This is a genomic window from Ruegeria sp. HKCCA5929 (assembly GCF_013034525.1).
Taxonomy (GTDB): Bacteria; Pseudomonadota; Alphaproteobacteria; order Rhodobacterales; family Rhodobacteraceae; genus Ruegeria.
Map to the genome: position 1 here is coordinate 1 of NZ_WQGE01000014.1, position 22,037 is coordinate 22,037.

The 22,037-nt window shown below is 50.7% G+C and carries 15 protein-coding genes; 8 read left to right on the plus strand and 7 right to left on the minus strand.

All coding sequences use genetic code 11. From position 1 onward, the window contains the following. On the plus strand, positions 1-974 hold a 974-nt coding region (locus tag GOV90_RS20615), incomplete at its 5' end, for a hypothetical protein (RefSeq protein WP_217352344.1). Between the two features lie 174 nt (positions 975-1,148). On the opposite strand, the gene GOV90_RS20620 is transcribed toward GOV90_RS20615, so the two are convergent. The 3 genes from GOV90_RS20620 to GOV90_RS20630 form a co-directional block, all read right to left on the minus strand. Further along, positions 1,149-1,517, minus strand: a complete 369-nt coding sequence (locus tag GOV90_RS20620) for a transcriptional regulator (RefSeq protein ID WP_171172897.1) — start codon at positions 1,515-1,517, stop codon at positions 1,149-1,151. Then, on the minus strand, positions 1,514-1,858 hold the full coding sequence (locus tag GOV90_RS20625; RefSeq protein WP_254440156.1) for a DUF6516 family protein: 345 nt from the start codon (positions 1,856-1,858) through the stop codon (positions 1,514-1,516). Before GOV90_RS20625 ends, GOV90_RS20620 begins: the two co-directional genes overlap by 4 nt. Positions 1,859-3,215: 1,357 nt before the next feature. Next, positions 3,216-4,637 carry a RepB family plasmid replication initiator protein gene (locus GOV90_RS20630; RefSeq protein WP_171172899.1) on the minus strand — a complete coding sequence of 474 codons (1,422 nt, stop codon included), beginning with the start codon at positions 4,635-4,637 and terminating at the stop codon, positions 3,216-3,218. 1,176 nt (positions 4,638-5,813) lie between these two features. Between GOV90_RS20630 and GOV90_RS21445 the strand changes: the two genes are divergently transcribed. From GOV90_RS21445 to GOV90_RS20660, 6 genes are all read left to right on the plus strand, one after another. Next, a complete protein-coding gene (locus GOV90_RS21445; protein WP_371808858.1) occupies positions 5,814-6,011 on the plus strand; it encodes a hypothetical protein in 198 nt (65 codons plus the stop codon). A gap of 611 nt (positions 6,012-6,622) precedes the next feature. Continuing rightward, a complete protein-coding gene (locus tag GOV90_RS20640; RefSeq protein WP_171172901.1) occupies positions 6,623-6,793 on the plus strand; it encodes a hypothetical protein in 171 nt (56 codons plus the stop codon). Further along, positions 6,783-8,807 (plus strand): AAA family ATPase, encoded by a 2,025-nt coding sequence (locus GOV90_RS20645; RefSeq protein ID WP_171172902.1) that lies wholly within the window; start codon positions 6,783-6,785, stop codon positions 8,805-8,807. The genes GOV90_RS20640 and GOV90_RS20645 overlap by 11 nt, the downstream gene beginning before the upstream one ends. Further along, a complete protein-coding gene (locus GOV90_RS20650) occupies positions 8,804-9,277 on the plus strand; it encodes a DNA phosphorothioation-associated protein 4 (RefSeq protein ID WP_171172903.1) in 474 nt (157 codons plus the stop codon). The genes GOV90_RS20645 and GOV90_RS20650 overlap by 4 nt, the downstream gene beginning before the upstream one ends. Then, positions 9,278-11,443 (plus strand): DEAD/DEAH box helicase family protein, encoded by a 2,166-nt coding sequence (locus GOV90_RS20655; protein WP_171172904.1) that lies wholly within the window; start codon positions 9,278-9,280, stop codon positions 11,441-11,443. A gap of 77 nt (positions 11,444-11,520) precedes the next feature. Beyond that, positions 11,521-13,839 carry a DUF262 domain-containing HNH endonuclease family protein gene (locus tag GOV90_RS20660; RefSeq protein ID WP_171172905.1) on the plus strand — a complete coding sequence of 773 codons (2,319 nt, stop codon included), beginning with the start codon at positions 11,521-11,523 and terminating at the stop codon, positions 13,837-13,839. A 6-nt stretch (positions 13,840-13,845) separates the two neighbouring features. On the opposite strand, the gene GOV90_RS20665 is transcribed toward GOV90_RS20660, so the two are convergent. From GOV90_RS20665 to GOV90_RS20675, 3 genes are read right to left on the minus strand one after another with little or no spacing between them, the layout of a single operon-like run. Next, a complete protein-coding gene (locus GOV90_RS20665; protein WP_171172906.1) occupies positions 13,846-14,685 on the minus strand; it encodes a phosphoadenosine phosphosulfate reductase family protein in 840 nt (279 codons plus the stop codon). Next, positions 14,682-18,077, minus strand: a complete 3,396-nt coding sequence (locus GOV90_RS20670) for an ATP-binding protein (RefSeq protein WP_171172907.1) — start codon at positions 18,075-18,077, stop codon at positions 14,682-14,684. The genes GOV90_RS20665 and GOV90_RS20670 overlap by 4 nt, the downstream gene beginning before the upstream one ends. Further along, positions 18,077-19,036, minus strand: a complete 960-nt coding sequence (locus GOV90_RS20675) for a DUF4007 family protein (protein WP_171172908.1) — start codon at positions 19,034-19,036, stop codon at positions 18,077-18,079. Before GOV90_RS20675 ends, GOV90_RS20670 begins: the two co-directional genes overlap by 1 nt. Before the next feature lie 155 nt (positions 19,037-19,191). Between GOV90_RS20675 and GOV90_RS20680 the strand changes: the two genes are divergently transcribed. Continuing rightward, positions 19,192-20,382, plus strand: coding sequence for a cysteine desulfurase family protein (locus tag GOV90_RS20680; protein ID WP_171172909.1), 1,191 nt, complete (start codon positions 19,192-19,194; stop codon positions 20,380-20,382). Positions 20,383-20,505: 123 nt separating this feature from the next. On the opposite strand, the gene GOV90_RS20685 is transcribed toward GOV90_RS20680, so the two are convergent. Next, the gene (locus tag GOV90_RS20685; protein ID WP_171172910.1) at positions 20,506-21,930 is read right to left on the minus strand and encodes a DUF2779 domain-containing protein; all 1,425 of its coding nucleotides are present in this window, start codon (positions 21,928-21,930) and stop codon (positions 20,506-20,508) included. Positions 21,931-22,037: the final 107 nt, after the last annotated feature.

A 22,037-nucleotide genomic window follows, 5' to 3' on the forward strand; every position in this document is an offset into this window, starting at 1 on the left:
CAAGCGCGAACTATGAGGAGAGCGGTCTAAGTCTGTCCGAGATGTCGAGTCCAAACCGCCATTCCTTTAGCCTGCCTCGTAGCCGATGGATGCAGCCAACCACGGAGAACATGCATCGAACACCTGATGCGGATGACGAGGTCGTGGGGTTCTGGCCGTCTGATCCGGAATCTTTGATTTTTGCAAGAAGCTCAAAGTACTTCACAATGTCGTCCGATCTCAACTTCCATGAGGTTGTTGAGAGAATTCAAAAGAACGGGAAGTTCGAGAGTGAACAGTTATTCCAAACGTCAGCAGCATTCAGGACTAGCTGGGGGTATGTTCGAGTTGTTGATTTAGACGGCCTAGATCAAGCACGCCTAGGCCTTCACGACGATTTCTTTGAACTTGTTAATTTCACAAAACGGCGAAGATTTGTATTTTCCGTTTTCCCCTTTGCGTTTCGGCCAATTGATGTATCCCGCGCTTTGACGTTATGCCTGAGCGTTTTCAAATCGGTTGCTGGAATATTCCCAAGCGGCGAGTTTTGTTTTGGAAACGCTCTGCATAAGTTGTCATCGCGGGAGTTGGAGAAGATAATTGAAGGCGAGGACCTATTTTCGGCGTGTGTAACCTTGGTAAAGCACCTAGACGCTGAAGATGTAGCTATCGGTGAAAAAATATTCACCGAAGGTTTTTGTAACTTCGGATTTGAGGAGTTCATCATCAAGCATCGGAGCGACCAAGAAAAGTATCTAATTGACTTTGTCGATGAGATGTTTGAGGCCGCCCTTCGCGGAATAGATTTGGAGAGACATTTCGGATTCGAGAGTCGAACCTTTGGATTGGTTCAAGTCGAACAGGTATTCTCCACCACCTACAATCGAGTGGTGAATACCATTGACCTACGAGAGAATAGGGAAAAGCCGGAATATGGAGCAAAATACGGCTTTGCTCAGTCCTATGTTTTTGACCGAAATGGTCGATCTGAATAGCACATGTTGGACTCAGTGACCTGCCCCCCGAGGCTCCCTCATTCATAACGAGAGTTTGCGGGTCTGGTTTTCATATTCTTTGTCGTCTGATTGGGCAAGCGCGACGGGAGCGGAGCCCACCCAACCATAAACTCTCGCGCTGGGGTATCTGACCGAGATCAGTGTGCTGGGGGCCTAAGCCGAGAGTCTAAGATCTAGATCTAGATTGATTTTTCCAAAGGGCACTCGTGGTTTCACCGCACCACGGTGCCCTTTTTCTAGCTTGACCAGCCCGTATTTCGACATCGTTTTCAGAGTCCGTGAAAGGTTCGCCTTTTTGCGCCCAGAGATGTATTCGAGCTCACCAAGAGATTTTGGTCTTTCTCTAGCAATGATCGCAAGAAGCTCTCTGTTTCTTGCGGACAAGACCTTCGAAAAACTTTCTACTGAATTGAACCAAACAGTGGGTTCGCCAGACTTAGGCTTGTACTCACCTCGTGCGATAGCCATGGTCCGCTCTTTCATCTGATCATATGTCATGATCCCAACTTTTAAGGTTTTCATAGCTTCACTCCCAACTCATCAAGAACGCTATCAACCTCGGCCCAAAAGTCTCCCAAAAGTGTGGCTGCATCTTCATAATCGTATGGACCAATCGTCCTGAATCGATGCTTATGATCGTATTTGGTTAACTTTTTCTTTGCCGGGCCGTTCCCGATTTCAATTGCATGTGCATTGTCGAAACCGACAACACGATCCCCCTTTGGCTCATGAAGAGTCAAAGAATACTTTAGCCCGTGAGGGCGTTCGTCAGTTACTTCCACTCTGCGTACGTCAAACTTTACCCGGAAACCATTGTCACCAAGAAAGTACGTCTGCCCATGGAGCTCCAGCAGTGTGTCCAAACTGTGGTCTCTCACCGGACCTCCTGTATATAGGGTTATCAGTAAGTGATAACAATGGGAAGTCACAAATTGTGACAAAAAATACTTTCGGACTTCACAACTACACCAGCTGGGCCCCGTTTGAAACCTCACTTTAACCACTTGTTAGTACAAGAGGAAAACAGAAAGTTTATAGTACAAGCGTATTTGTTTCAGCTATCGATCAACTCCTCGCCGTAGCTCCGTCTTCCGCCAAAGAAATAGGCTTCGCGGAGCCAAACTTGCTCTCAAGCCGTTCTCTCATTGATGACCATCGCAAAGCTCATGAGACGGTTTCTAGAAACCATGATAATGCTCACAGCAGAGTCTGAAGACCTCGCCTCATCTCACATACAAGCGGGCCCCGAGATGATTGCTGTTGTCATCATTCCGGCCACCTGGTCACTTAGGTGAAAAGCTGGGCGGCCTATTTCGCCAGCGGAATTCCGAGAAAGCAATGTTTTTGGGTGAGGCATGAGCAGTGTCCTTGTTCTACCCAGGCCCCCAGTTGCTTGTCCACGAATTCTCGCAAAAATCGAAGGTCGACCTTTGGAAGCCGCAAACAGTGCCGCCAAGCCTGCAAACAACTGACAAAAAGGATCCGGCTTCCTGGCGACGCATCTCGATATCACTTTCTGCCCACTGATCACTGGCGCACGCGATCACCGTTCTCGCCGCGGCCGCTATGCAGAACTCAATGCGCAGACACTGATCTGCAAAGTTATCTATCAAAAACTCGACTTCCCGTTTTCTATCCGGATCCCGACTGGACATTGTTCCCAAGATCAAATTTTTTCGAAAACTGTGAACGCGCTGAGCGTGCATGATGGCTGTGTTGATTTTCGCGACACCCCTTTAACCTTCGAGCCTAACTGGTCTCCAAAAATTGTCTCGAAACCGGTTTAAAAGTGTGAGGTTTCGCCAGGATTTATGCTGTCACCATGATAGATTCAGGCCTGCTGTTTCTTCCTACTTTTCTGTGGATTTTGGTTACTTTTGGATGGAGTAATGGGTACAGGAATCGAAAACTCAATTTGTTGACATCAAAGTCTATCTTTCCGTCTTCAAACTCTCTCTCCAAAACTGCATCCATCCCCCTCAACGATCATCTGGATACTAAAACCCTACGCTATCGGAATCGGATCAATCCCCCTCATTGGGGCCAAAAAGGAAGGTCGCTGCCCAGAAACAGCTAACGCTCCCGGAACAATCCCCCCGGAACCTAATCCACCAGCTAATGCCACCCAATCTGTGGAAGTTGGTTACTATAGCCTCGGCGCCCGGTCCCAAGCACAGCTCCACAAATGTTGACAATTTGTAGGCTACCAGTGTTGACAATTTACATTCTTCGCTGGGCCTTTATGGCTCCGACCTCTTTAGAAGTCAGAAACGGAATAACCTCTAAACGAACTCTGATTGCATCCAAAGCGCCATCGTGGAGGTATTGTCTCTCTCCATCGACATCTCGTAGAACTCTGTTGTGCTCGAAAGGGCTGCGGCGCAACCCCATGAATTCGATATTGAAGGCTTCCATTTCATCGGGTTCCTGAACCTCTGGTAGCTCCGGGAACTCTGGAACAACCACATCTTCGTCTGGATCTTCAACCGGTACCGGCGGGGTTTCATCTATGCCTTCTTCTGGCCTTGGGGCTTTGCCCTCCAGCCAAGCCCAGTGTGCCTCGGCCAACTTCATCTCTTTGGCCGGTAGGTGTTCCAGCGAGCGTCGTTCAGCCAACAAGTCGGCAAAATCCCGGAAATGCTCGGCGCCTGGCTTGTCACCTGGGTACGTATCGCGGGCGGTCCAGATGTAGTGCTTCCATTCATCGTGAACACGCCGGGCATTTCGGTAACCGTCTTCGATGCCGGCCAGCCTGAGGACTAGCTGAAATGCCGTTGGTGTTTGCCTGAGATCTTCATTGTTGGTCTTCAGGATGTACCACTTCTTGGCTTCGGGGCTCATGCGCTGGTATTCAATCGGACGCACTGCCTCATAATATTCGAACTTGATACCTGCCTCATCAACCGATGCCGGGTAGATACCGAATACATCAGGGTCTTCCATAAAGTGCCCATGAGATTTCAGATATCCGGTACAAATATCACCAACTTTTCTCTCGATCCTTCTGGGTTCAGTGCCACCCGCCGTGCTGCGCATCCCAGTCCACGTCGCAAGGTCCCCAAAGGGCACATCCAAGATATTTGCAACGTATTGCTTGCGAGTCTTGGGATAGAGAGATTTCCCGGTCTTCAGGTCGACGCCACGGCGGTGCTTCAGAATAGAGTACGAGTGTAGGTTTTTCCTGCGTTTCTGAACCTCAAACAGCCCTGTGAGCGCTGTGTACAAGTATATTCCGTTGACGCTTTTGAACCTGCGGATCGTATCGAGGCCGATATATGTATACATTTTGGGCGACTGAAAAATCGACCAAATTTCATCAGACACGACAAACTCATAGTCAAACCGGTTGTGATCACGAACAGACTCAAACAATGGGATCGGTCGCGGTTTATTCCTGCCTCCGAGCACACCACACGCTGAAACGATGACCTTCTTCCGTTCCAGCCGTTGAACCGCTGCCTTTGCGTCCTTACTACTGACCGCAGATGCACTGCTGGCAATAAACCGTTTAGCTGTTTTCTTTGGGAGTAGAACTCTTTGAGACCCCGCGTACCATACAGTTGCGAACACAAGGTGCATGATCTTTGCGGCCGCCAGCGTCATGTCCGTGCCTGGGTCCATGTCTGCCAGAGAGACAGGCATTGGATACTCCGGAAAAAGTCTACCCGTCATCTCTTCAGCGACCCACTCAGCTGGGGACTGAAAAGCCATTTTCAGGCCACTGTAGACCATCTTTCCGTGATATGCGGGCCTGCTATCGGTCGATTTCCATCTGGATTTTTCAGATGGACTGCCCCTGCCCTGCTCGCTTTGACTGCAACCTGTCATCGTACCGTTTTTGTTATTCTTTCAATCTCTTATTTTGTTATCCTTTGAAAATAAGCAAGTCTGTATCCGAATTTGGGCGGCTCAATCCTTCCTAAACGAAGCCTCCTGAAAACAAGGATTGTCATGTGGTTTTGACACCCGTCTTAGGCGAACCCCTTCCTATAGTTATTCAGACCAACGACCAGGGCTGGACTCTGGCTGTTCAAACGACTCCAAAAGCGTAAGCTGCTTGGTTGCTTTAAGGGGGATTCGTACGGTGCTTAGGGGGGATTCCTCCGATTGGGAGATCTCAAGACCCTTTGTTGCATAGCCAAAGTCGAGATTACTAATAATTACAATAAGAGTATAGCTGCCGCTCAATGCTTAATTGGATTCCAGTAAACCCATATCGGAATCGATTTCTCCAAGTTCGATGCGAATAATTTACAGAAATTAGAGGAGCCGATTTCAACTTTCATCTTACCAACCATTTTCAGAGTAGTACTTAGGAATCCAGTGAAATGACGAGCAAGCGCCTTGGTAGCGGTATTCTAACGGTCAGCAAGATTAAAGCCGCAAGTAGTAGGACTTACCTGAGCGGCTTCGTGAACACTCACAAAGGTCTAGCCGTCATAGCCGCTGAAGAGTCTGATCAGACCAATATCCGGATCGCATCTTATCCTTGGAACGGCTATGGCAAAGTGGAGATGGGTCAGACAGAGCTTCTGCGAAGTCCAAAATACGATGGCCGATATAGGGTAGCTGTCTATGTTGGAGAGCTTGAGATATACTCATTTCCATTCCGGATCGAGATCTTTCGGCGTTGGGCTGAATGTCGCGGAAACTACTACAGTATCAAACTCCGGTAATTTGTTGTTTTTAGACGTTTATACTTGATACTAGTAACATCTCAGCCCAATTAGAATACGAGACAGTTACGGTGATAGTGTGAGAAAAAATCGAGAAATTGACCAACTGAAGGACGTTCTGAGCTTGGCTATTGCCAAGCGGATGAGCAAGCTCCAAATAAGCCAGTCCGATGCAGCAGCATCAGGTCTGATTGATGTTACACGGACTGACCTGAACCAGATCGTCAATGGCCGCACGGAAGGCCATTCTCTTCAGAAGCTGATCGTCATAGGTCGTCAGTTGGGCTTGGAGGTTGACGTTGAGATTAGAGAGCGTGGTCAAATCGAGCGCTTTGTTTAAAATCCGCCGCCAATGTTGAAAAATGCAAAGCCGGGCGTATATCAAATATATAAGCCGGACATACCGGTTATTCTTTCGGGATCGCCCTCGGCAAACGCCGAGGGCTTTCTCGTTTAAGAAGGTTAATTTACGTATTGGATTAGTTACAAATCTGTAAATACATTTTTTGGCCAGTGATGTTTTGCCTGATCCACTCTTACCGGCAACACCCAGGGCTTCTCCCGCTGAGATCTGGAACGTCTCACCACGTAAAGTAGAAGCGGAAGATCCAGGCGGCACGACCACCAAACCTTTGGCTGAAAGCTGTGCATCCGGCACTGGCAGTTTGGTATATTCCGGCTCGGGCGGGGTCGCATTCAGGAAGCCGTCCAACGAGCGACAGGCTGTGCGTGCACGTTCGGCTACCTTATGCTACTTGGCGGTTGAGTGGACAATAAGATCTATGATGAAGTCATACACCACAATTTGCAAGTCGTAACTTTGTATCAAGGTTGATTAAAAACATATATATTATATGTACTTACAGAATCTTTCTAGACTACAGGCATTGCGTTTCTTTATCCCTTCTGCAAACGTGCGGCAAGTTTTGGTTGAAATGTATGGGGCCCATGGTGAGCAATCCGGAAGAAAGCACTAATAACGATCCCATAATCCGAGAGATCATCGAACTTGAGCGAAGCTATTTCTTTGAAAAACGCAATGTGAAAACGGAGCGGCAACGTAAGTTGAGCGAAATTATCGAACGCCATACGAAGCTCGGTGAGGCAGGCAATGATACTTGAAGAGATCAGGCTTACAGATTTTCGATGCTTTTTCGGCGAAACTTATATCCAGTTTTCGGAAGACCCAGAGAAGAATGTCACAATCATTTATGCTGAAAACGGGGTCGGGAAAACGACGTTGTTAAACGCTTTGCTGTGGTGCTTCTACGGGGAAACAACGGCCCGATTTGAGAAGAAAGAAGAGATATTAAATTACGACGCTCGGAAGGCCGGAAAAACGACGGCTTCAGTGGAGGTATTCTTCGAACACAATGGCAGCCGCTACGTAGCCAAACGCTTCTCTAGCATTAACTCGAAGTCCCAAAGGGACTTTCTTGTTGCCCGGATCGACGAAGGAAGCCAGATCACGCTCGATTCACCGGATACATTCATCAACACGGTGATCCCTCGTGACATGGCCTCGCACTTCTTGTTCGATGGAGAACATGCTGAAGTATTCCTTGGCGAGAACAACAAAAACTCAATCAAAAGCGCTGTTCGAGACATCCTTGGCTGCTCACTGATTGAGACGGCCATCGCTGACCTCCACGCCGTGTCCGCTAAATTCCGAAAGCAGATTCCTAAAACGGCGGCAACGCAGCGCATTGAGGAGCTGAACAAACGTCTGGACACGTTAACCACTCAAACTGAGACTGCGAAGGCAAGCATCGCGCAGCTTGAGAAAAAACGTGAGCAAACCGACCAGCAGATCAACGACATTGACACAAAACTCCGCAATACCAGCGCTGCAAAAGAGCTCCAAAGAAGCCGGGATCGACTTACGAGCCAACTTCAAAGGGCCGCCAAAAGGAAAAAAGAATTCTCTGACGAGGTCTATAAATGGCTTGGGGAGAATGGCCGGTTCATTGTCTCGAAACGCATAACGGAAGAGACATTCTCATTCTTAGACGAAAAACAGCACCGCGGGCGCATCCCCTCTCCATACAACGAAGAGTTCGTGAGGGACGTTTTGGAAGCCGAAGAATGCATTTGCGGAGCCAAGCTCGAACCGGGAAGCCCCGAAAGCAAGAAAGTGGCAAGCCTGTTGCAAAAGGCGGCCAACCAGGTAATGCGCGACCGAGTATCCAAAGTCCGTGCTCGACTTTCCAGCCTAAAGACTGAGCGCGCCAAGTCCCCAGTAAGGCTTAAGACGGCAAAGAAACGCCTAGCAGACGCGAATGACGAGTTCGATACCGCGGAAGCCCAACTAGCGGAAATCAGCGAGAAACTCAAAGGTATCAATTTCGAGGACATCGCGGAGCGCGAGCGTCGGCGTGAAGAATTGAAAGAAGAGTTGCGCGAGATCGACCGGAAGATCGGCGCGTTCAAAACGAATGTATCGTCAACCGAACGCGAAAAAGAGCGGATCGATAAGGATATCACTGAGCTTGCTAAGCAAGACAAGCAGACAGCGATTTACGCTCGCCGACGCAATCTGTGCGAGTCCCTAAAGGGGAAACTCGAAGTTCAGCTTGTCCAGGAAGAAGATCAAGCGAGAAAAGTCCTGCGCGCTGGGATTAGGAGGATTCTGGAAGCCACTACGCGAAAAGTCCTCAATTTACGTATGACTGACGACTATGTTATCAGCCTGGTAAATGCAGACGGAACGGCCCTGCCAAAATCCAGTGGTGAAAACCAATTACTCGGTCTCTCGTTTACCGCAGCTCTCGTAGAGTTTGCTAAGATTCGGAAAAATGCACAGGACTACCGCCTGTTACCTGGCACGATTGCCCCGCTTGTTTTGGACTCCCCATTCGGTCAACTCGACGAAGCTTACCGCGCTACAACAGCGGAATTTATTCCGAAGATGGCACGGCAAGTTGTGCTTTTGGTGTCGAAATCACAAGGATCGGAAGACGTTTTGAATGCAGTCAAAGAGCATTTGGGCGCCGAGTACCTCCTCGTCCGGCATAATCGAGAACCACGCGGCGACCGGAAACAGGAAAGCCGGTACTTCAAAGGTGAAGAATTCAAGACTGCGATGTTTGACGCTGAATTTGACGGAACTGAGATCAGGGAGATTACCCGCCCATGAGCAGCCGATCTCCAAACATTAACCGGAGCCGCGTTTACGAGGACATTGTGCAGCGCTTGTCCATGCAAAAACTTCCGGGTGCGGATAGGACACTATTTCCGACAATTCGAGAGTTGCTTTGTTTTGCCGCCCTGCTCGGCCACTCGGAAAAACGACGGTTGCCTTTGGACCGCGAAGCAGGTGTCGAGGATGTCTCCTATCAGCAGTTTGAACGAGGTGACGCCGAGGACCTGATCTACCTGATTGCCTTGGCTGAAACCAAAGATCCTGAAATCCTCAAGGATGGAGAGGAGAGCCGTTGCGCAGAGATATTTGAAGAGTACGCCAACGGCGGGCTGCAAATAATACATGAAGCAATGAATCGCGGCGGTGGAGAGTACCCAGACCGGGACATCCTGGAAGTGTTAAAGGAGCTCGGATACCTATCCGTCGAAGACGAAGAGCCGGATGTGTCGGGGATTAGTTTCTAAATGCTCAGGGATTTGAGCTACAAGGGCGTATACAAGTCCGACTTTGATAACATACTGGAAGATTTTTACTTCCCAACACTCTCAGTGGCCAATCGCTATGATCGCGCGGTTGGTTTTTTCTCGGCCTCGACAATCAGTTACGCGGCGCAGGCTTTATCGGTTTTTGTAAAAAATGGGGGCCAAATCCGGTTGATCCTAGGAGCCTTTTCAGACCGTGAGGATCTGGAAGCAGTTAAGCAAGGATATAGGGAAAAAGAGATCTCGGAGAAAATTGGTAGTGAACTCTTGTCGATGGTTTCACACGTCAGTGACGAGTTGTTCCAAAACCGCTTTGAGACGCTTTCCTGGTTGGTGGCACACGGACGGCTTGAAGTCAAAATCGCTTTGCGTGAGCGCGGCATGTATCATGACAAAGTTGGCGTGATTTCTGATGAGGCTAAAGACAGGGTTGTATTCGCAGGATCGGCGAACGAAAGCACACATGCATTGCTCCCCACACATAACTACGAGTCTATCAATGTATTCAAGTCGTGGATGCCGGAGCATCAGGAGTTCTTCGATCCACACGTTGAGAGCTTTGATCGCCTCTGGAAAAATGAAAGCCCATCAACGGCGGTCTTAGATATTCCGACTGCCGTGCGAGACAAGCTGATCTCCGTTTCCAGATCACTTGATTATACGCCAGATCCGGAAATCGAAGCTGAAATCGCCGCTAGAATACAAGCGCGGACGGGTACGGCCGTTAGCACGGTATCAAACAAACCGCGCGAACCGGCGACGATCAATGGTCAGCCATTCAAAATGCGCGATCACCAAATCGCTGCTCTCGAAGCATGGAAGGCCAAAGGCGATTTTCAGGGCACTTTCGATCTCGCGACCGGCGCAGGCAAAACGATCACTGCTATCCATGCCATCGTCAAGCTTTCCGAAGTTATAGACGGCCTCATATGTGTGATTGCAGCACCTTATCAAAATCTCGCCGACCAATGGGTGGACATCCTGTCTACATTTAACATCTACCCAGTGAAATGCTACGTCTCGCGGGCGAATTGGGAGGAAAAGCTTCGCAACACAGTCCACGAGCTGACCATGGGAAGCAGGAGTTTTGCCGCCATAGTTGTAGTCAACCGTACGCTCAAGAGTCCTGAGTTCCAGGAGTGCTTGAACAAGATAAAGGGGAACCGGTTGCTTTGGATTGGCGATGAGTGCCACCATCACACCTCCAAAGCCTATGAGGGCTTTCTGCCGATCCATGCGCGGTATCGCATCGGACTCTCAGCAACGCCGGAGCACTACCTAGACGAAGAAAGAAATGAGCGATTGAACGAGTTCTATGGCGACATTGTTTATAGCTATACGTTGAAGCAAGCGATCACCGACAAGGTTCTCACGCCGTACGTCTACTATCCGCATCTAGTTGAGCTCACGCAGGACGAAGCAGAGGAGTTTGTGGAGCTATCAGAGCAGATCGGTCGCATTATGGCTCGGAAGAGCGCCCAGAAAGCGAGCGAGATGTCGCCTCAGCTCACCGGTCTGTTGATGCGTCGCGCAAGACTAATTGGTTCTGCGGCTAACAAAATCCCGATGCTGCAAGCAGTTCTAACCGGCGATAAGCCAACACAACACACACTCTTTTATTGTGGTGACGGCACGGTTGAGACCGACGAAACCGAAGAGAGTTCAGAAGAGAGCATTCGCCAGAGTAAACGCCAAGTTGAGGCGGTGAGTGCGATGCTTCATAGCATGGGATGGGATGTCTCTCGGTTTACCTCTCGTGAATCTCGGAAAGACCGGGACAACATCATGGAAAATTTCCGTTTGGGCATGATTGACGCTATGGTTGCGATTAGGTGCCTCGATGAAGGTATTGATGTTCCGGCTTGCAGCACTGCCTACATCCTCGCCAGTTCTCGTGACCCTCGGCAGTTCGTTCAGCGCCGCGGCCGCATACTTCGGCGCTCGCCGGGTAAGGAACAGGCCCTCATCCACGATTTCGTTGTGGTGTTGCCCAGTGACTTTGAAACGGATTCTCACTACGCCAAGCGCTTGATTAAATCCGAGCTTGGCCGTGTGGCTGAATTTTCGTCTCTTTCAGAAAACCGCTCCGATGCATACGAAACACTTGCCCCAGTGCTGAGAGCGTATGATCTGGAGCACTTGATATAAACCTGACCGCCAATAACGGCGCCAATAGAAGAAACGAAGGCAAACCGTCGTTGTAAAAGGACGGCAAGGAGAGCAAGATGTCCGTTGATATCGAAAGCGTATTTAAAGCTACGGCACAGAGTTCGTGGTCCTTTTTGATCACCAATGGCCAAGGGTGCTATATCCCAGCTTATCAACGGCCTTTTTCTTGGGGGGCGGATAACGTCGACCGCTTGTTTGAAGACGCGATACATGGCCTCCACTTGCTCCACAAAAGAAGTAATACAATCAGCTTTCTGGGTACGATAATCGCAATTCACGACACCAAACATGTTACAGTCCAGCCGATTTTCAAGACGGAAATGCCCTCTAAAGTCATGACGATCATTGATGGGCAGCAACGCATCAGCACATTTTTGATGATTAATGTCGCGATCCATAACCTGTTGTGTCGGTGGCAGGAACAGACAGCTAAATCTAGTGGCGCGCACTTCGAATGGATTAGGGAGCAAGTGGAAAAGCTCGTTGCCGATCTGAACGACGCTCTCTTCCTCGATATGCGAACCGGTGACAAAAACCATAGATACTACCCTAGAATTGTTCGGTCATATGAGGACGTCTGGTCCAAGCGGGATGTGCAAGCGGTTTATCGGAGTCCGATTGCAAGATTGCTTTGGGAGTATTTTCTGCACACGAAGGACAAACCGGGCAATTTGTTCCGATACAACCCTAAAGACGAAAATGGGAACTCCGACCAGCACTATAGTGCAGTGGTCGATGTATTCCGATATGTTGTAAAGTGCATTAAAAATATTGCCGACTGGAAGGATGCTGATAACGATTTTCCAGAACTTCTGGGAATAGTTCAAAACAAGTCTCTCTGCGATGCAATTTGGGGCTTTGACCTGCCGAACGAAGTTGTCGAATTTGTGCGTGACGGGGTCGAAGATGAGGAATACGGCACTTTTTCCAATATGCTGCGGCTGTTGGTTCTTTCTAAGTACTTGAATGACCGAATGGCATTTACGGTCGTGACGGCTGAGAGTGAAGACGACGCATTCGACATGTTCGAAGCGCTGAATACCACCGGTGAACCACTGACAGCTTTTGAAACTTTCAAGCCCAAGGTCATTGAAGCGGAGGAAATGGCCAAATACGAAAAGTCCCCATCTTTTCAGTTTGTTGGCGAGATAGAAGCCTATTTAGAAAAATTCAAGAAAGCAGAAGAGAAGCAGAAGGCCACCTCTGAGATGCTAGTGCCTTTTGCTCTCTCAGAAACGGGAGAGAAGCTCCAAAAGAAACTAGTAGACCAGAGGAAGTATTTGCGTGACCAGTTTGACGGTGCCGACCTCAGTACACTCGAAGAAAAACGGGAGTTTGTACAGAGACTGTCGAACCTTGCTAAGTTTATGCGAACAATTTGGAAGGGATCAAAAGACGAAAAAATCTCATTACGCGCTGGAAAAAAACTGGACACCGAGACTCTGGTTGGTCTCGAAGTGCTAAAAGAGATCAATCACCACATTGTTGCGGCCCCCCTAACCAGGTTTTTTGGGGAATTTGAAGTTGCCAGCGACGACGACGTTGATGCGAAGTTCGAGAATTTTGAGTCGGCAATACGTGCTAGCATTGCGTTTTCAGTTATGTGGAGAGCAGTTTACGGAGGGGCAGCGGGTATCGACACCAGGTACCGGCAAGTGCTGAGCGATAAGATCGACAATAAATACGGTCCACTGGCAGCTAGGCCAAAGGGGCATGTTGGGTCAGTATCGCTACCGAATTACAAAAAAGCTCTGAAATCAATTCTGATTGACGAGGGTATTGCTGACAAAAAAAATTGGGTGAAGGCGGTCATAAGAAAGCCGATATATCCGCAAAAAACGATTGCAAGATATCTCCTTTTTTTGGCGTCGCACGATGCGGTACCTGACACAGCAAAACCAGGGTTAATTAAAAAGGGTCGCAAAGGAACCCTGCCATTGTTGAGCATCGAGCGTTGGCACGACAAGGATTACCTGACCGTCGAACATATAGCGCCGCAAAAATCTGCCGGTGGCTGGGACGGGTCCATATTTGACGATCCTGAAACAGTGGACCTACTTGGAAATCTGACGCTGCTACCTGGAGCTGAGAATGGCATGGTCGGGAACAGGAGTTGGAAACACAAGCGGCTGCTCTATAGATTGTTGTCCGCGGAAACGGATGAGGAATTGGTAGAACGAAAAGCTGACTGCAAGAAGGTTGGGCTAACAATTAGCAGGAAAGGTGAAGAAATCCTGAAAAATGCTACCTATCTCCCACTCTGCAAAAGCCTTGCGGACAAGAGTGACGAGTGGACACTAGAATTCCTCAACAGTCGCTCGAAACGTTTGGCTGAGCTTTCTTGGGAACGCCTTTCTGTTTGGTTGGAACTGTGAATTCACTTATTTGTGGCAGGCTAAGCAAACCTTGGCCTGTCCAAAAAGCTCATCAATGTCGACTGCGTCAACTTCACTCCGAAGCGGGTTCACTTGCACCTTTGCGCGCAGTCTTTCCAGCCTTCTTTCGTAGTCAGCCTTGATCTGAATAACTCGTTCCGGTGCCGTTAACTCATCCAAAGACTCGCCTTGCGACCAGGTGAAGGGCGAGCCGTTCGCGACGGCGTCCTTCTCGTACGACTTGGCCTCCTCGAACGCCTCGGGATGATGTTCTTTGAGCCGCACCCACTCGATCTTTTGCTGATAGAAACAAAAGGTGCAGCCACTACGTGAGCGCCAGTCATAGTAACGTGGCAGGCCAAGTCCCGAATCTTCCAGAATATCCGTGACACCAGCCTTGTCGATCCCGTCGTCCTTAAACGGCAGCTTGATAATCAAATTGTCGTTCTTGGAGCTGTAGCCTTCGCGGTATTCCTCATCGGCGCGGATTGCAACGTAGCTGTAGACGCGGATGCCATCTTGAAGCACCGGTTTGATCCAGTGCTCGAACGGCCGCAATTTGAGCTGGCGGGTGCACCACCTGGTTTGCGGAGACGGTAGAAAGTTGTTGTAGCGCTTGAGCCAGAAGTCAAAATCCCTGTCCGGGTTTAGCCTTGTGATCGGCTTGCCGAGGAACCCTTCAAGCCGCCCCAAGAATTCATAGACTTCAGGCAGCTCTTTTCCGGTGTCGGTGAAAAAGTACTCAATTTCCAACTCCGGGTGGTGCTGGCGCATATAGACCGCTAGGGCGGCGCTGTCCTTTCCACCCGAAAGCCCTAAAACGTGTTTTTCTAAGTTTGCCGTCATGAAACAGCCCTTTCGTCGGCGTCAGCCTCCGCTTTCGCGTTCGTGGAGGGTAGCATGTACCGTGCACTGAGTTCGGCAAGGGCCGCGAGAATGACATTGCGCCTATCCGGGTCAGCACCCGAAAGAGCGGTCTCAACGCGCTCGATAAGCGCCTCGACATCCTGACGGTCAGCATCAGTGATCGAGAACTCCTCATGCACCGGCGCCGGGCGGCCGTCCACTCCCACCACGACTGCCATAGCTTGACGCTTATCGCGGCGGCCCTTCACGCGAGCGAAGGTCTCATTGCGAATGAACTGCTGTGCAAGGGCGGTCACTTCAATGGCCGCCTTGTCCAGATCGGGGTCAGTCCAGGAGCTCGGTGGCTTGTCGGCCGCAAAACTCGCGATACCTTCAATGTCGGGAATACTGCCCTCGAATTGAGAAAGGCGGGCAACAAAGGCCTCAAGTCTGAAGTCGCCGCCAAGCGCCCGGATGTTTTCCGCGCGCTCTCGCAACTCCAAAAGAGCTTGCGGCGACGCGTTGGGCACCTGCAACTCTTCTAACATCAAATCGGTAAGCCTTCGCAGCATTGCAGGATAGGCGTTGGAAAGTTCTTCAAGGCCCTCGCGAACATCCTTTATCATTGCTGCGAGAACTGCATCATCATCGAGGCCGGTATCTGCGCCGAAGGTGGCAGGAATATCGTCAAACAAGAACTTGTTTGGATCGCTCGCATGCTTGAATAGGTTACGCACATGGACCGCGTTGGCCGAGAGCCGCGTCGTGCGTTTGGTCCACGCATGGAGACGTTCATAAATGGCAATAAGTCCCCGCGCTACGTCGATGGGTGTAAGGTGCGATAAACTGTTTCTTTCATCAAGCGTACGGACGACATCCGCCATGCCAGACAAAAGCCGACGTGCTACTGCCGACAGGTCCATCCAACGAAGCTGAACTTCGGACGGGTCTGTTGCTAGCATTTCAACATCCACATCTTTGAAGCGCGGTTGGAAAACACCCTGACGATAGATTGCGACCTTGTCGCGCCGCGACATTATGAATGCAACGGCCAGAACCGGCATAAGTCCGTCTTTCAGGCCAAATGGCGGCGCTGCCCAAAGCTCGTAGAGCTCGGCGACATCGACGGTTCTGTCCTCAGATGCAGCAAGGTAATCGGCCGCCGCGTCCCACAAAGGCTTCAATTCGCAAGGATCCCTGCCTTTTTCAGGTTGGGAAAAACGCCAGTTTTTTTTGTCTTTGACGTAGAGCCCAGTGACTTCGAGAAGAGAGGCATAGAGCCCACCCTCAGCCGGAAATCCTTTGATGCCTAGGCGTTCTTCGCCTTCATTCACGACCATGTGGCGCAAGAGCGCGTTTTGCGCTGCGACCGCATTGCTTGAGGGCTTAATTCTATTGAGCAACTCGTTTTGGATGCGCGGTGTCTTTGGAAAGCGGGCGTCTGCGAGTTCGGATGCCATGCTGTTGAGTTCAGCATGCAACCAGTGCCGCTCTTTGCGCCCTTTGCGGTGCCAAGTGGCATGATCGAAGGCACGGCGAAGCTCTTCTTCGAGTTGCCCTTGCAGCGCGGTATGCCGCGCCTGAACTTCGCGTTGCGCAACGGGGTCGCCTGCCAGGTCTGGATGTTCTTCCCTCACTGTTTCGAGGGCTATGAGTTCCCGCGCAAGATCGGTGATTGCCCAGGCCCGTTGCGAAAGCCCGGCAACGATGTCCCAATCTTGCGACTGCCGCGCTGCTTCACGACAAATCTTTTGCGCATGTTCCTCGCTTTCACCTTCTGTCGGAACAGCAAGTAGGAACTGGCCAATCGTTCCCTTTTGCGGCTTGAACGTGATTGCCTTGTCAACCAAGCCATTCAGCGGCGCGAGGTGAACGTCGAACCATCGTAACGCCCCGGTCTCATGGTAGTGGCGCTTGGCAAGGATGGGTTGCAAGCCTGCGAGTCTTTGAAGCACATTGAAGTCGGCTTCCCTAACATGCTCCAGAGCATCCCCCACAGCGCGGTCGATATCAAAGTCGCTTCCAGCAAAGATGGCAAAGGCGTCGGTGAACTTGCGGTAAATTACAAGCGACCACTTCCGCAATTGCTCAAGGGCCATTTTGGTGTCCGCCTCAGAGAGACCCCCTAAACAGCTACGTAACAAAGCGATGTTGGGAACAAGCCCGGAGCGCTCTTTAAACAAGTCGATAAGTGCGACGGTCTTGAGCAGCCGTATATGGTCCTCATCACCGCCAAGAGCTTCACAGCGCTCAACAGCTTCGGCGGCCATCGCCCATCTGTGGCCGTCAGGTGATGCCAGGATCGAAGGTTCTAGATTGACGCGCAAATAGTCCCAAAGCCTTGCCGGCTCGAAAATATCCTCATCGGCTGCGTGGCGAATGAAGTCCTGGAACCCGAATGGTTCAGCCGAATTCAAAAACCCGAAAATACTGCGTTGGTTTTGGCCGAAACGCCTGCGGGAAATCGGGCCAAGTAGACACGCCACAACCGGATGCAAAGGCCAGCACCCTTCAAGGATTGTCGGCAGGTAGGCCGAAGATGCCGGTTTTTGCCGCTTGATCTCTTCGGCTACAAGAGTTGCTCGTACACCCGGTTTGACGGGGTCACGGCCATTCTCGATGGCGCGGGAAACGAGCTCAATCTGCTCTTCGCCCGCAACGTTAACGGCTAAATCGACAAACCGTCCTTGGATTTTCGACCACTCATCGCGCATTTCCCGCGACAGGCGCCCGGCATAGTCTTCAAAGGACTGATGCAAGATGCCGATCAGGAGAAGGCGCCCTCCGCTTCGAGAGGCGGCTTCAGCAAGAAGCTGAAATAGGTAAACATCGGATCCGTCTTGCGCGGCGGCTTCAAGGAATTTGCCCATCTCATCGATGAACAGGATCAGGCCACCTTCACTACGCGGGTGTTTTGAAGCGATTTTGGTTAAAGTGGAAACTACCTGCTTGTCGTCCCAAGTCGTGCCTTTGACGCTCTGCGCATACCCTCCGGCTTCGATGGCTTCGCCGATAACGCGCGCTGGATTGTCCCGACGCCCGACGACAGGCAGGATGCACCACCCTTTTGTCTTGGGTGGCAGAGCTTCGAGAACGGCCTGCGCGGTCTTCTTCCCGATGGCAGCGCTCGCTTGTCCTCGCAACGCCTTGTCGTGGCCTAACAGCGCGCTGAGCGCCACAACGAGACTTGACTTCCCGCTTCCGTACGGTCCAGTCCAAGTGAAAGCACCATGACCTGTCTGCGCAACGTGGTGGGCGGTTGTCGCAAGAACATCTTCGGATGATTTCGGACAAATAAAGCCTTCGAGTGCTTTTGAATCGTTGAAATCGGCATCGATCCTAATGGCGCGTTGAAAACGGCGGGCAATATGGATGCGCTCGGCAAGGCTCATTATGCTACTTCCCTTTCCGATATACGGCCAAAGTCCGCATCAATAAAATTCAAGGCCGCCTGAAGATCGAGATCGCCTTCACGAATGACTTGCTTAAGGCCGGCCGTCTCAGACCAACGAAACGCCCCATCAGTAAACTCTTCGAGATCAAGAAGCCTGCCTGCTACATCGTTTTCATCAAGCAGGAAAACACGCCCCGGCGAACCAGGTTCATGGGCAATGGCCTCAAAGGAAAGAGTGCGTGCCGGAGAATATGCGTTCCAGAAGTCAATGAGCGCATAAAGAAAGACGCCGCGGCCAAGTGTTGATTTTGGACCGCGCACAAACCGGAAACCGTCCTTTTTCCCCGTTGCCTTGATCAGTCCAAGCTCCGCGAGCGGCGATTCAAGAGTGTCTTCGTGAGCTGCTTGAACGGTCGCATGCCGCGCCACATAGGTCCGTACGAAACACTCAACATCACGTTTGATCGTGGTCGTAGCAACTCTTGACCAGTCACGATTTTTCGCAACTTTTTCAATACCTTTTGCTAGATTTTCACGTTCAAAATTTGAACCAGGATAATTGCCAAAACTCCAATACCACGTCGTTTTTTTTGGGTGCCCGGCAATCTGCCAATGAATAAGCCACAGGCTCGCCGGATGCTCCATGTAGGGATCAAGGCCGCTCTCACCGAATAGCTTTCTACCAAGCGCAGAGGTTGTAACGGAATTCGGCTCATTGCCGTCGGCAATGATACCGGCTGCCGTCGCCCAATGGCGCATCGACGCTACCATATTCTTGCCAAGCCCAAATCGAGCGATGGCCTCATCGGCCAAAAATACAGATTTTCCGCCCGCCTCACCGTCGCATTTGCTGACAGCGTCAAAGGCCTTCTTCAGCCATCCGTATCGGAGCGGGAAAGTTTCATGTCCGGAAAGCTGTGGTGTGTAATCATCTAGGAATATTGGGCCGCGTGGCATTGATTTTCTCGAACTGGAGGATTGATCCAGCTCGACACTAACCCACAACATTTGGTAGGGTCAATCCAAGAGCTGGAGACATCTCCCAGATGCCCGGAAATGTTAGATGTGCGCAAGACCAACCCGTAAAATTCTTATAGTGACTTGTAAGTAATATGAAAAACGTAAAATCATACTATCTTGACTACCAAGCTACAACGCCTCTTGATTTAGAAGTTTTAGAACAAATGTCTCCATATTTTGCAGAATCTTTCGGAAACCCGCATTCTGCCGATCATGCCCGCGGTTGGAAGGCCGCGCAATCTGTGGAATTGGCGGCGCTTCGCATTGCCGCACTGATTGGCGCAGACACCGATGAAATCATCTTCACCTCCGGCGCGACAGAAGCTAACAATCTCGCGCTTTTGGGCCTAGCGCGTAGAGCTTCTAGCGGCAAGCGGCGCCGGATATTGCTTAGCGCGATTGAACATAAGTGCGTTCTTGCCACCGGACGTGCCATCCAAAAGGAGCTCGGGTTTCAGATTGAAACGCTCAAGGTCGACGCTATGGGCCGCGTCGATTTGGAACATTTTGCAGAGCTGATCGGCGATGACGTTTTGGCCGTTTCCGTCATGGCAGTAAACAACGAAATTGGTACGATTCAGGACATCGAGACCGTCGGTAAGATCGCCCATTCCTACGGTACCATTTTTCACTGCGATGGTGCGCAGGCCCCTTGCGCGATGGATATTTCTGAATTGGCCGAACATGCCGATATGGTCAGCCTGTCCGGCCACAAAATGTACGGTCCGATGGGCGTCGGTGCGCTCTACATTCGGCGCGACTTGCAAAGCGACATCGAGCCATTGATCTATGGCGGCGGCCAACAAAACAATCTGCGGTCCGGTACCCTTCCCACGCCGCTATGTGTTGGCATGGGTGGGGCGGCTGCACTCCTGAACCGAGATAATGCACGATCCGAGCGAGCGCGTCTTTCGCAGCTACGTGACCGTTTCGTCCAGAATCTGATGGCTCTACCCTATCCGATAGCGCTAAATGGGCCACCCTTGGGAGAAATGCGTCACCCTGGTAATGCCAACATCCGTTTTGACGGCTTTTCAGCACAAGACATACTTAGCGCAACACAACCCCAACTTGTAGCCTCAAGTGGTGCCGCCTGTACGAGCGGGATCCCAGAACCATCCCACGTTCTGCGCGCCATTGGGCTCAAAAATGATGAGGCAGATGCATCCATCCGGTTCAGTTTGGGGCGCGGCACATGCGAAGAAGATGTAGATGAAGCCGTATCGCTGATTGAAGGTGCCCTGAGCAACTTTGAAAACAAACACATGATGCACTTCGCATAGTTTGTGCACAAAGGGAGAAGTTTCTCACTATGCGTCGTCTCAGTTGTTCACAGGTATTTAGAAAGCCAGGATAAAAACCTGACAGGGACAAGCTAAGCTTCTTACATTTTTTTGTAGGGCTCATCAGATCAGCTTTTCTATCTCCTCAAAAATGCGAACCATGGCATAGGTGTCGAGCTTGCAATATTCGAGCAGGGCTGAGCGTAGGCGCTCACGCTCCGCTCCATGTGGCTGGTCGATGAATTTCATCCACCCGTCCATCGCTTCGGTGCCCCCAGCAATGTCCATTCCCTCATATGTCAGATCAGGCGCCAAAACGGGCAACACCTTTTTGATCGAAGTCGAGCCGCCAAAGCGGATGTCAACATATCCGGTCTTGAAGACGTCTTCGAGATCGAGCGTGCGCGCAGAAATGTCGCTGAGGAATTCGGCTTTGTCCGGATAGAGATCACCCATTTCACGGTTTCTGGTGTTCTCAAAACTCTTGTGCCAAGAGATCAGGCTGCCGCGCGGCCCTATCCGGCGCTCTAGTTCTTCAATGAAGGCCAGCGGCAACAGCGGTGCTTCGGCTAGGTATTCATGGTGCGCAAGCGTCACATCGTCCGGTGTACGCTTCACATGCAATGAGAACTGAAACGGCAACTGAGACTGCGGCCTCACGCCGTCGATGATCGGGATCGCCGAGGCATAGGTCTCGTAATCAAGGAAATAGAACGGGTACTGCGCCTGCGCGCAAAACTCCGCAAGCACATCTGCGTTGATTATAGGCGCGCCGTTCTGAGCAGCCGATAGAACCAACGCCTGATTTGCTGATACCTCGCCCTGCCCGATCTGATCGAGGGCAAACCGGCCCTCTTTTGAAAATTGGATTATCTTGTTCTTGTGTAGGCGCGGCAGATCATAGATCGAGGGTTTGGGTATGTCAGGGTTGAAGTAATCAAAGCTGTCGCAGTGCTTTTTTTTGCCGAGCTGAAGGCAAGAGCATGCGCTTTCATCAATCTGTTCTTCGGCCAGCAAGGCCAACGCCCCGCTTATCTGATCGCGCGTTTCATCAATCAAGTCACGCACTCTGCGTGTCTCATCGGCGATGGTAAGAAGCTGCTGCGGATCGACAGCGCCCTTACGGACATAGGTGCCGTTAAGATGTACAATGAAAATCCGGTCTACCATCGCGCCGTTCGCCTCGGCCGCAATTGTCTGGAATGCGGCGTCTTTGAGCTGGTTGTGGGGATTGTTGTCCTTAACCGATGTGGACGACTTCACTTCATAGAGATTTATCGTTCCTCCCTCGTTTTGACGGACTACGTCCGCTCTGGCCAACATCCCTTCTGCTGTCTCAAAAACACGTTGAAAGTCATAGAGCGCCGCGTCCGACTGGCTTTGAAAAAGCTGTTTAACGTAACCCTCTACCTCATACCCCTCCTTGGTCAATTTCCGCGCATAGTCACTAAATTCACCTTTTGGGTAGATATCTGGTTTGTGCAGGCTCAACCAAAGTGACTTAGGGCAGTTCAAATATTGGATAAATCCGGTTTTGCTGAGCTTCATCTGCCTGCTCCAATGTCAAAGCGAAATGCCAATAACAATAAGTCAAAGAATTTTTGCCTAACTTAACCTGCTGTACAATTGAATCAACTGCGGGCTATCCACGAAGA